General features: G+C 38.6%; 9 protein-coding genes and 4 tRNA genes. 2 read left to right on the top strand and 11 right to left on the bottom strand.

Annotated features, from left to right (window positions below; all coding sequences use genetic code 11):
- Positions 1-93: 93 nt before the first annotated feature.
- From DPX34_RS18245 to DPX34_RS18225, 5 genes are all read right to left on the bottom strand, one after another.
- Positions 94-169: transfer RNA gene (locus tag DPX34_RS18245), tRNA-Phe, on the bottom strand.
- A 73-nt stretch (positions 170-242) separates the two neighbouring features.
- A tRNA-Leu gene (locus tag DPX34_RS18240) sits at positions 243-329 on the bottom strand.
- A 33-nt stretch (positions 330-362) separates the two neighbouring features.
- Positions 363-438: transfer RNA gene (locus DPX34_RS18235), tRNA-Thr, on the bottom strand.
- Positions 439-462: 24 nt separating this feature from the next.
- Positions 463-538, bottom strand: a tRNA-Phe gene (locus DPX34_RS18230).
- Positions 539-637: 99 nt separating this feature from the next.
- Positions 638-1,765: an EAL domain-containing response regulator gene (locus DPX34_RS18225; protein ID WP_111979877.1), complete on the bottom strand. Its 1,128-nt coding sequence runs from the start codon at positions 1,763-1,765 to the stop codon at positions 638-640.
- A 131-nt stretch (positions 1,766-1,896) separates the two neighbouring features.
- Between DPX34_RS18225 and DPX34_RS18220 the strand changes: the two genes are divergently transcribed.
- Complete coding sequence (locus tag DPX34_RS18220; RefSeq protein WP_111979876.1) at positions 1,897-4,698, top strand: ATP-binding protein; 2,802 nt, start codon at positions 1,897-1,899, stop codon at positions 4,696-4,698.
- Positions 4,699-4,780: 82 nt separating this feature from the next.
- Here DPX34_RS18220 and DPX34_RS18215 read toward each other — a convergent pair whose 3' ends face one another.
- Positions 4,781-5,053 carry an oxidative damage protection protein gene (locus DPX34_RS18215; protein ID WP_111979875.1) on the bottom strand — a complete coding sequence of 91 codons (273 nt, stop codon included), beginning with the start codon at positions 5,051-5,053 and terminating at the stop codon, positions 4,781-4,783.
- Positions 5,054-5,068: 15 nt separating this feature from the next.
- A complete protein-coding gene (mutY, locus tag DPX34_RS18210; protein WP_111979874.1) occupies positions 5,069-6,097 on the bottom strand; it encodes an A/G-specific adenine glycosylase in 1,029 nt (342 codons plus the stop codon).
- Between the two features lie 261 nt (positions 6,098-6,358).
- Here mutY and trmB point away from each other — a divergent pair, with 261 nt between their 5' ends.
- Complete coding sequence (trmB, locus tag DPX34_RS18205; protein WP_111979873.1) at positions 6,359-7,081, top strand: tRNA (guanosine(46)-N7)-methyltransferase TrmB; 723 nt, start codon at positions 6,359-6,361, stop codon at positions 7,079-7,081.
- 81 nt (positions 7,082-7,162) lie between these two features.
- On the opposite strand, the gene cysC is transcribed toward trmB, so the two are convergent.
- From cysC to DPX34_RS18185, 4 genes are read right to left on the bottom strand one after another with little or no spacing between them, the layout of a single operon-like run.
- Complete coding sequence (cysC, locus tag DPX34_RS18200) at positions 7,163-7,762, bottom strand: adenylyl-sulfate kinase (RefSeq protein WP_111979872.1); 600 nt, start codon at positions 7,760-7,762, stop codon at positions 7,163-7,165.
- A 13-nt stretch (positions 7,763-7,775) separates the two neighbouring features.
- On the bottom strand, positions 7,776-9,500 hold the full coding sequence (locus DPX34_RS18195; protein ID WP_111979871.1) for an SLC13 family permease: 1,725 nt from the start codon (positions 9,498-9,500) through the stop codon (positions 7,776-7,778).
- A gap of 3 nt (positions 9,501-9,503) precedes the next feature.
- Positions 9,504-10,919 carry a sulfate adenylyltransferase subunit CysN gene (gene cysN, locus DPX34_RS18190; protein ID WP_111979870.1) on the bottom strand — a complete coding sequence of 472 codons (1,416 nt, stop codon included), beginning with the start codon at positions 10,917-10,919 and terminating at the stop codon, positions 9,504-9,506.
- Positions 10,920-10,933: 14 nt separating this feature from the next.
- Entirely contained in the window at positions 10,934-11,893 is a 960-nt protein-coding gene (locus DPX34_RS18185; protein ID WP_111979869.1) for a DHHA1 domain-containing protein, read from the bottom strand.
- Between the last annotated feature and the right edge of the window lies 1 nt (position 11,894).

Below are 11,894 nucleotides of genomic sequence, written 5' to 3'. Positions count from 1 at the left end.
GACTGTAAATTATGTATAAAGGAACGTTAAGCTGAAATTATTAATATGTAAATTATTGGGATGATGGACGTTTAAAATGAGATGAATTTAAAATGGTGCCCAGAGGCGGAATCGAACCACCGACACGGGGATTTTCAATCCCCTGCTCTACCGACTGAGCTATCTGGGCATTACAGGTACATGATTAAATAATATAGGAAGATTAGTCATGATTTTTTGAAGACCATCTCTATGAAAAGAGATGGTGCCCGGGGCCGGACTTGAACCGGCACGTCCTTACGAACGAGGGATTTTAAATCCCTTGTGTCTACCAATTCCACCACCCGGGCGACACAATTACTTTCTTATCTTACAATGTAGAATGGTGCCGACTGCCGGAATCGAACTGGCGACCTACTGATTACAAGTCAGTTGCTCTACCAACTGAGCTAAGTCGGCACTATAAAGTGCTACACCATAAAATGGTGCCCAGAGGCGGAATCGAACCACCGACACGGGGATTTTCAATCCCCTGCTCTACCGACTGAGCTATCTGGGCGTGTTGGTTTGCAGAACAGTTGCCCTGTGCTGCGGGGCGTATTAAACGGATTTTGGCCCTCCAAGTCAACGCTTTTTTTAATTTATTTTAAATTATTTGCTAAATCCACATTTGAGGCTTAGAAAAGTAGTAACCTTGACCAATATCCGTACCCAAAGCGGTTACAATTTCAACTTCCTCAATTCTTTCCATTCCTTCGGCAACCGTTCTTAGCCCCATCGACTTAGCAATATCAACCGTACTTTTTATAATTGCTTGCTTTTCTACACTCAAATCACAGTCTTCTACGTAACGTCGATCGAGCTTTACTTCTCTAAAAGGCAAATCGCATAGTTTATCTAAAGTAGAATATCCGGTGCCAAAATCATCAATGGCTAACATCACCCCCATGATACGCAAGCGAATTAATACCTCTTTTGCTTTTTGCATATCATTGGCAAGGCGAGATTCGGTCACTTCAACGGTTATACGGTCAAGCCCAACATTGTATTTATACGCACTTTGACAAACTAGCTTTGGTACATCTTGTGTATCGATCGTCGTCATGGATAAATTAATGGAATATTTCGCGTCAGACGTATCTTCTGATATTTTTCTCATCGCGAGTTCAAATAATTGCTCTTGAAACTGAACAATTTCGCCGCTGTCTTCTAACTTTTCAATAAATATAGCAGGGGGGAGTATCGCACCACATTTATTGCGCCAGCGAGATAACACCTCATAAGAAAGAATAACACCGGTTTTCAAACAAATTTGTGGTTGCCGAGTTAAAACTAATTCGCCGTTAGCCAGATTGAAATGATGTTCAACCTCTGCTTTGGGCTCGATAATGTCATCAATTTGATGGCAAACAAGTAATTGATTTAACTGTTCACAAGTGAAGGGCTTAGGCAATGAGCCGAGAATTGTTAAATTATTTTCACAAGCAATCTGTTCTGCAAGGGCCAGTACTTTAGCCTCAAAACCACTGTAAATAATAATAGCGCCTTTAAACGCAATATCCCCTAAATGATTTAACAAAGTAATGCCATCCATTTGTGGCATCTGCAAATCAAGTATGAGTAATTCGGGGGTAACGCGCCCTTGTTTAATCTGTTCTAGCGCTTCTAACGGATCATGAAAATCATCAACCGTTTCGATTTTGGCTTTAGACAACTGCTCCTTAATAAAATTTAAAGAAAAACTGTCATCGTCAATCGCAACTGCGCTACGATACGTCAGCTTCATAAGCTTCCTTGTGATTAAACTATTCTATATAGTAAATTTATATGTTAACTATAGAACAAGTCTATTTAAATTTTCAATTCTGTTGTTAAAATGAGCAATAGGTAAAACACACAATACAAAAAAGAGCTAACATGCCATCTCGATATCATGAACGTGCACCCATTGGGCAGCGTATATCTACTTACTTAATTTTAGCATTATGTGGTTTTGCTGTTTTACAGCAAGTCGCCAGCTATTTTCTCAACTCTTCATCATTAAAAGATAACGCTAAAGCATCGACTGAGTTTTTTGCTCAATCTGTTGCTTCATCATTATCAAGCCATGTTGAAAAAAACTTAATGTTAACTCGTAAAAATACCATGCTAACATCAATTACCGATGCAGCCCCCAATATTGCGGTTATGGCCTTTAGGTTACAAACAGACGGTAAACTTGGCTTATATGGACACTCAAGTGCAGTTGGGATCGACATCCCAAAGAGTCCTAGTTTAAATGAAACGTTTTTAACAACTGCTGATTACTATCAATCAAGCCGGATCATCAAATCAAGTGCCGATAAGCCAATTGGTCTCATCATGGTACGTTATTATTTAAATCAGCAAAGTGCTAAAAATTTGAAATGGATTGTCATTGGCTTAATTAATTTAGTCATCGCTGTTATCTTAGGTTGGCTAATTTCAAAAACGCTAAACCGTTCAATTGTAAAGCAGTTTGAAAAATTTCAAGAGACCGCTAGCACCATCATTAAGAAAAAAGATTGGAGTTTACGTTATACCGAAAATGTGGACAGAGAATTATCAAAGCTGGCTAACTCGATTAATAAATTAATGGAAGAAGTTGAGTTACAAGCCAACAGCCAAAACTCTACACAAATACAAATAGCGGAATTAAATCAAACACTTGAGCAAAGAGTTAAACAAAGAACACAAGAGCTAACATCAGCGAAAGAAGCCGCTGAAAAAGCAAGTGAATCTAAGTCAACTTTCTTAGCGACCATGAGTCATGAAATCAGAACCCCGATGAATGGCATCATAGGAACACTCGATTTATTAAGAAAAACCGTTTTAGACCGTCCGCAATTTAGAATGACGGATACAGTTCGAGAGTCCGCATTTTCGCTATTACGTATCATAGATGACATCCTCGACTTCTCTAAAATAGAAGCAGGTAAAATGGAGATTGAAAAAATCCCCGTCTCAGTTGCAGAAATAGTTGAAGCCGTTGCGCGTGTTTTACAGCCGATGGCAACCGAGCGAAAAATTGCGTTAAAAGTCTATGTTGACCCTAATGTTCCGAATGGGTTAAATACGGATCCAGTTCGTATTCGACAAATTTTATACAACCTAACAGGCAACGCACTTAAGTTTACTGAAAGTAAAGATGGAAATTTAGCGCAAGTCGTTTTAACTGCTGAAGTATTGAATGAAACATTAGATTTTGCAGACATCCGTTTTACGGTCACTGATACCGGCCGTGGAATGAATAAACGTCAAACTCAAAGTATATTCCAACCTTTCAGTCAAGGTGATAGTACAATCACGCGCCAATATGGCGGTACAGGTTTAGGTTTATCTATCTGCCAACGTTTAACCGAATTGATGTACGGTAAAATTCATTTAGATTCAACACCAGGTCAAGGAACAAAGTTTACCGTTGATATTCCAATGTATCTATCAGAAGAAGCTGCGAAACCAGATCAAAATATGTTTAAAGACACAATGATTTGGTCTGTTTTTCCTGACAAAGAAGACAGAGCACATGCCGCACGCTATTTAACCTATTTTCAATCGACTTACCGTATTTTTGAAAGTGATGGTGAATTGCAAGATCGGATCACCAATTACGCCAATGAAGCAGCTAAACTTAATGTATTAATGCTTGATGCACGTTATTCAGTTCAAGAAACGAAAGATTTATTACGCTGGGCGCAAGAAGGCCGTTATTTAAATAACTGTAACTTTGTTTTGATTACGACAGATCCAAGTTTATTTAACGATATAAACTCAGATAAAGTAGTCTTCTTAATTGCATCGCCTCTTAGTCGGTCAAACTTTATCGAAGCCACCGCGATTGCAACCGGCCAACAAAGCCCAACGCCTGATTATAAGTTTGATGAAGCCAGTAAAATTGAAGTGTGTAAAGCACCAACGATTGAAGAATCCCGCAAACAAGGTAATTTAATCTTACTTGTTGAAGATAATCCATTAAACCAAAAAGTCTTGCTCGATCAACTCAATATTTTAGGTTATGCCGCCGAAGTCGCGAATGATGGTGAAGAAGGCTTACAAATGTGGAAAAAAGAAAGCTACCCACTTGTCTTAACTGATATTCACATGCCACACATGACAGGGTATGACTTAACTAAAGCAATCAGAGAAGAAGAGCGAATTTCAGAATATGAGCGTAGTAGTTATATTATTGCTATAACGGCTAACGCACTGAAAGGCGAAGCTCAGAAATGCTTTGCGCTGGGTATGAATGACTTCATTACTAAACCAGTAGAGCTCGTCACGCTTGATAAGCTATTGAAAAAATGGATGCCAATTGACAAGTCTTCATTAAAAGTCGCTAAACCTAAAATGCCACAAGTTGAGTTTTCAGAAGATGCGGTTTGCATTCGAACAATGAAAAGCTTCTTAGGCGATGATAGTGCCAAACACCGTGAATACTTACATACTTTTGTTGATCATGGATCAGAGCTCATTGAGCAAATAGCACAACATTTATCAATGTGGGACAAACCCGCAATACAAGGCATAGCACACCAATTAAAATCAGCGTCTAAAACCGTCGGTGCATTACCGTTAGCCAAATCAGCTGAAACCTTAGAACTGGCAATAAAAAATGAGCGAGAATTAAAATTAGAAACCCTAATCGATGATATCAAGCTTAAATTTGAGCAAGTGCAGCTTTACGTAAAAGAAAGAGTATAAAAGAACAAAGGGCTGTTATTCATGCAATAACAGCCCTTTATTTATAAAATAACAAGCAATACGATAAAATGAACCCTAAAGCTTATTTACTCGGCGGTGTATAACCTTCAATAACAACATCTTGGCCTTCAAACAAAAATGCTACCATAGACTCTTCTAAAACTTTACGATCATCTACATTCATCATGTTTAATTTTTTTTCATTTATCAGCATAGTTTGCTTCGCTTGCCATTGTCCCCAAGCCTCTTTACTAATACTGTCAAAAATACGCTTACCTAATTCACCAGGGTATAATTGAAAATCTAAGCCATCAGCTTCTTTTTGTAATAATTGACAAAATACGGTTCTAGCCATCTTTTTAATACCTTCTTAAATAATGGACAATAGCTTTTCGGTGGGAGCCGAAATGCCAAAAGTTCGCGGTTCGTTTAAATCAAACCAAATATCTTGCCGATCATTCACTGTTGTCGGCATTTTTTCAAGCTCTATTTTATAAGGTGCAATATCAAGGTGGAAATGAGAAAAAGTATGCCTGAACGTTTGCATCGCCGTTTTTTCAATAACAGCCAAACCATGTTCTTCACACCATGGGTCTATATCTTGAATTCCATCCACTTCAGGAAACGCATAAAGCCCGCCCCAAATTCCAACACTCGGTCGTTTATATAATAAAATGCGATCATTAAACTGACATATCAACATGCATGTTTGCTTTTCTGGGATCACTTTTTTGGGTTTAGGTGTCGGCAATTTACTTTGTAAGTTATTCGCTTTGGCAAAACACGTGGCGTGAACGGGGCATTCATCACAAAGCGGTTTGCCACGTTTGCAAATAGTCGCACCGATATCCATCATCGCTTGATTAAAGACATCCGTTTCTTTTTTAGGCGTAACAGCCTCGGTCACCTCCCAGAGTTTGTCTAAAACTTTTTTATTACCCGACCAACCTTCTATCATATGATGACGCGCTAATACCCGCTTAACATTGCCATCTAAAATAGGAATAGGTTGCCCTTCAGTTAAAGACAAAACCGCGCCAGCGGTTGAACGGCCTATCCCTGGTAACGCTAAAACCTGATCAAAGTCATTCGGAAAACCATTAAACTGCTCGATCATAACTTGTGCTGCTTTTAATAAGTTACGGGCTCGAGCGTAATAACCTAACCCTGTCCATAAGTTAAGTACGTCATCTTCATTAGCTAAAGCCAGACTATGCAAATCAGGGTACTGCTGCATAAATCGCTCAAAATAGGGGATCACCGTACTCACTTGCGTTTGCTGTAACATTATTTCAGATACCCATACGCGATATAACGTTTTATTTTGTTGCCAAGGTAAATCTTTGCGACCAAATTGTTTATGCCAAGCAATAACACGTTCAGAAAAACTAGCGCTCATTCAGGGGGTCCTATTTGGCATCAAATAATAGATGCTGTTTTTTGATAATGTAATACTCACTAATTTGAGTAAAGTGCTGATATAGCCATAATGGCGAAAGACAAGAAATGAACAATCAACAGTAATTAAGAATTCTATGCAGGATACAAGATGCATAAACGATTGTCAGTTTGCATTAAGACCTATGATATAAAGCTTTAGCCTTGTACCCCAGCCTAAATTGTAGATAATAGCCACAGTGCAATTTAATTTGAAAAGATAATGAGCGAAACTCCGCAAGAGCGATTACAACGCGCCATCGATGGTGGCCGAAAAATACGAGAAGTTAAAAGCTTTGTTTTAAGAGAAGGCCGTTTAACTAAAGGGCAAGAACTCGCATTAGCCGAATTTTGGCCATCCATGGGCATTGATTATCAACCCACGTTGTTAGATTTTGACACCACATTCACGAATAAAGGCCCCGTTGTACTCGAAATAGGTTTTGGCATGGGAGCTTCCTTAGTCGAAATGGCCAAAAACGAACACGAAAAAAACTTTATTGGTATCGAAGTTCATAAGCCAGGCGTTGGCGCTTGCTTAAAATTAGCGGCAGAAGAAAGCGTATCGAATTTAAAGTTATTTGAACATGATGCGGTTGAGGTACTAAAACATATGATTGCAGACAATAGCTTAAGTCGTGTGCAATTATTTTTCCCTGACCCTTGGCATAAAAAGCGTCACCATAAACGTAGAATAGTGCAGCCTGAATTCATTGAATTACTGAGGCAAAAACTCGCTGTTGGGGGCGTATTTCACATGGCGACCGATTGGGAGAACTATGCAGAGCACATGTTAGACATGATGAATGCTGCCGAGGGTTACAAAAACCAATCAGAGCAAGGAAATTATGTACCTAGACCTGAACGCCGGCCTTTAACTAAATTTGAGCAACGCGGGCAAAATTTAGGTCACGGTGTATGGGATTTAATGTTCGAAAAGCTTTAAAACAGAACTTTTTATTTGTCACCAATGCCGCTTACAAGCCGCATGAAATCAAAAACGTCATGCGGCCTGTAAAAAACCAGTTTATTTATTTAAATAGCCTTGAGCTTTTAAATAATCAACAACTTGAATAGCGCATTGCTCGACGGTGATATCAGCGGTTTTCACCACGACTTCTGCATTGCTCGGTGCTTCATAAGGCGAATCAATACCCGTGAAATGCTTGATTTCACCTTTGCGCGCTTTTTGATATAAACCTTTAGGATCACGTTGTTCACAGACTTCAATGGGCGTATCAATATACACTTCAACAAATTCATCATCAGCAACTAAACTGCGCACTAAATCACGATCAGCTTGAAAAGGCGATATAAATGCAGTTAACACTAGCAAGCCAGAATCAATAAATAATTTGCTGATCTCACCAATACGACGGATGTTTTCAATTCTGTCTTCATCACTAAACGTTAAGTCTTTATTAATACCATGACGTACATTATCGCCATCAAGTAAATATGAATGGCAACCGATTTCAAATAACTTTTTTTCAACTGCATTTGCGACTGTCGATTTGCCAGAGCCACTTAAACCGGTAAACCATAAAATACAAGGTTTTTGTTTTTTCTGTTCCGCACGTTCTGTACGGCTAACTGAAGTTTGGTGCCAAACGATATTTTCATTCATATTGAGAACCTACCTATAAAGGGTAAAAGTATGGAATTAATAAGGCACATGTCATGATGTACACTACAGTAATAGGCATACCAAATTTAATAAAATCGGTAAATTTGTAGCCTGCCGTATTAAACACTAACAAATTAGTTTGATAGCCATACGGGCTTAAAAAACAAGCACTTGCACCAAAAGCAACTGCCATAACAAAAGGTAATTCGTTCACATTAAAACTTTGTGCCAAACTAATCGACAACGGAAACATTAACGCAGCAGCTGCCGTATTGGTAACCACTTCAGTGAATACAATAGTTAATATTAATAATCCTATCAGTGCCGCTGTAGCCGAATAATCATGAAAAACATGATGTATTTCAGCTGCGATCAGCTCACTTAGCCCTGTCACGGTGATCGCTTGTGCTAATGTTAATGCCGCCGTAATGATCAACCAGATATCAAACGGAAAAAGTCGTTTTAATTCATTCGATTTAAGAATGCGAAATGCAAGGCAAGCCGAAATAAATAAACATAAACAAGTAAATAAACTCGCCACTTCCGCAATACTAAACCCAAGTGTCGCGATAAATCCGGCAATAATACCGATGTTTTGCTTTTTAGTTAGCGGTAAGTCGACCACGACATCTGAAATAACAAAAAAATGTTTCGCTAAATTTTTACGTTGTTTAAAATCAGAGCCGGCAGCTAAGAGCAAACTGTCGCCTTCTCTCAACGATATTTCACCCAACTTACCCGGTATGTTTAAGCCATTGCGTTTTAAGCCAACAACGGCCGCATCAAACATGGCTCTAAAGCCGCTACTTTTTAATGTATTGCCAACGAGGGATGAGCGTTCGGCAATAACCACTTCAACTAAATTTTCGCTCATTAAACCAGTATGGTCAGCAAAAATTTTAGCACCTTGGATCTGTTGTAACTCTTCGATATTTTTCACATCGCCAGTAAAAACGAGGCGATCACACTCTTGTAAAACGGTACTCGGCGGCACTGGTGTTAATGAGCGACCATCGCGTAATAACTCAACTAAATAAAACGAGTGTAAATTTCGTAGCCCCGCAGCTTCGATGGTTTTACCATTTAAAACAGAGTTGTCATGTAATTTAATATCAACAAAATAGTTGTTTTGAACCGGCTGTAAATCGGTTTGTGGCAATTTATTACGGCGCAATAATATAACCGCAATACCTAAAACCACTAAAATTAAGCCCAATGGCATAAATACAAAAAAGCCTAGTGATTCATTACCTTCATTCATCCAAAAGCTATTAACAACCATATTGGTTGATGTGCCAATTAAAGTTGTCGTGCCACCTAAAATAGCAGCATAACTCAGCGGCATTAACAAACTAGAAGGTGAGAATTTAGTTTGTGATTTAATCGGACGAATTAATGTAGCAACAATGGCGGTGTTATTTAAAAATGAAGAGAAAAATGCAGCAAGTCCGGTTAACTTTAACAAAGATCCAGTATGTGAACCTTTTAGCGAAAAACGTGCGATAAATTTTAATAATGAGGTGCGTTCTAACGCCCTTGATGCCAACAGCAACGCAATAAGGGTTGCAACACCGGGATTAACCGCATTAATTAATGATTGTTCAGGTGTCAAAATACCTGACACAAATAAACTCAGTAATGTCGCAGTAAAAATAAGTGTAGGACGAATATGTGTGCAAATTAAAGCAGCAATAGTCGCAACAAAAATTGTTGCGACTATAATTTGGTCAAAGCTCATCAATTATTTTATTAAATCTTTTAAATCAATGGCTTGCCAATGAGGGAAGTGTTTACGTACAAGTTGGTTGAATTCAAGTTCAAATTCACTTATTTGTGAAGTTGTTGCCTCTACCGCATTGATATCTTGAATCATACCCGCACCCACCGTTACATTCGTTAAACGATCGATAATAATAAAACTACCTAAGTATTTATTATCTCGGTAACGATCGACAGCAACAGGCGCATTAAACGTAGCATCACATAACGCGATTTCATTCAATGCTAATTCATCAATCGCTTCATGCTCAAGTGTATTAACATTGATGCGGTATTCAACATTATTAACTTGGCCAACCGTTGTTTTAGTGCCTAATTTAAAGTCGTACGCTTTACCAACTTCCATTGGCTTTTCGTCCATCCAGACTATATGTGCGCTAACCGCATTCGTTATTTTAGGCTCGTTACCCACAGGCACAATAACATCACCACGACTAATATCGATTTCGTCTTCTAAGGTTAACGTAATGGCCATTGGCGCAAAAGCTTCTTCTATATCACCATCAAATGTAACAATGGATTTAACTTTTGACGTTTTACCTGATGGCATTGCCTTAATTTCGTCACCAACTTTAATACAACCAGAAGCGATGGTGCCGGCAAAACCGCGGAAATCAAGATTAGGTCGATTAACATATTGTACCGGCATACGGAAATCAGCCATATTACGGCTTGCTGATACTTCTACATTTTCAAGCACTTGCATTAATGTTTCACCCGTGTACCAAGGTGAAGCTTCACTGCGATTAACCACGTTATCGCCTTTTAATGCCGACATCGGCACAAAACGAATGTCATTAATGTTAAGTTCTTGAGCAAATTCTAAGTAATCTTTTTTGATTTGTTCAAATTTTTCTTCGCTAAATTCAACTAAATCCATCTTATTAATAGCAACAACAACATGCTGAATGCCTAATAACGAAACAATATAGCTATGACGACGAGTTTGTGTTTGCACACCATAACGGGCATCAATAAGAATAATGGCTAAATCACAAGTTGAAGCGCCTGTTGCCATATTGCGTGTGTATTGCTCATGACCCGGCGTATCTGCAATGATAAATTTACGTTTCGAAGTAGAAAAATAACGATAAGCAACATCAATTGTAATGCCTTGCTCACGCTCAGACTGTAAGCCATCAACCAATAAAGCTAAATCAACCTCTTCGCCTGTGGTTCCACTTTTTTTACTGTCTTTAGTAATAGCAGCAAGCTGATCTTCATAAATCATTTTAGTGTCGTGTAATAGACGACCGATTAATGTGCTTTTTCCATCATCAACGCTACCACAGGTTAAAAAGCGTAAAAGCTCTTTGTTTTCATGCTCTTTTAAGTAAGCGTGAATATCTTGTTCAATCAAGTCAGATTGATGTGACATGAGTTATCCTCTCGTTACACAAACGTTTCTTCAAACGTTGTAATAAATCTATCTAATTCGTTTTCAGGAAGATGATTAATGCCCGCTGCGGCTTTTCGTCCACCGCCGGTATTAAATTGACGGCATAAATCATCTGCCCCTACGGCATTTTTCTTAGGTGATCTGACCGATACAAGGTAGCCACCTTCAGCTAATTCGGTAAACACGGCATGGGCTTTATTGGGTGATTTATTAGCTAAATCATTACCCCAAACACCGGATATGCGACGTGCCCATTTTTCATTTGGTAAACTATAAATAGTACCAACACAACTATCATGCAGCATTTCAGCTTGTTCAACTTGCACTAAATCAGCTTGGTAATTAGCGATCAAATCACGATAAATGGCATGATTTTGAGCAATCAGATCAAGTGGGTTATTGAAATCGAGCAGCTGTTCAAACAACGTGCTTGGCGCTATATGTAAATCGCTTTCATTTGCGCCGTAGCCATTATAATTAATCGCAATACCGAGTGCTTTTAAATTCGACTTTTCTGTTTTAGTCAATTTTAAGCTATCAGCTAATTGTTCAGCAGCTGTCAGCATGTTATCGCCATAAGCCGCAACGACAGCCCAATGCGCATAAGCACCGTCTAAATATTGATTAACTAACAAACTGGTACAAGTATCAGGCGCAGTATCTATGATGTGCTCTAAATAAGCTGATGCTGGAATGTCACCTGCATAATGGTGATCACAATAAAAAACATTCACTTGCTTAGCTAATAAAGCCTGTAAAGGTTCTTTATTTTTATCCATTGAAATATCAAGCACAGTTACTTGTTTTGCTTTTTCAACGTCAACTTGGCTAAGCAATTTGATATCCCGCTTAACACCGGTGACTAATTTAGCATCTAAAGGTTGGGCAAGCCTCAGTTGTAATAACGCACAGATACCATCCGCATCGCCGTTAAATACATCATAATTAGCCATT

Origin of the sequence: Algibacillus agarilyticus (assembly GCF_003286125.1) — a bacterium.
Taxonomy (GTDB): Bacteria; Pseudomonadota; Gammaproteobacteria; order Enterobacterales; family Alteromonadaceae; genus Algibacillus; species Algibacillus agarilyticus.
Note: the sequence above shows the minus strand (reverse complement) of the source record. Positions and strands in the feature narration are given on the sequence as shown.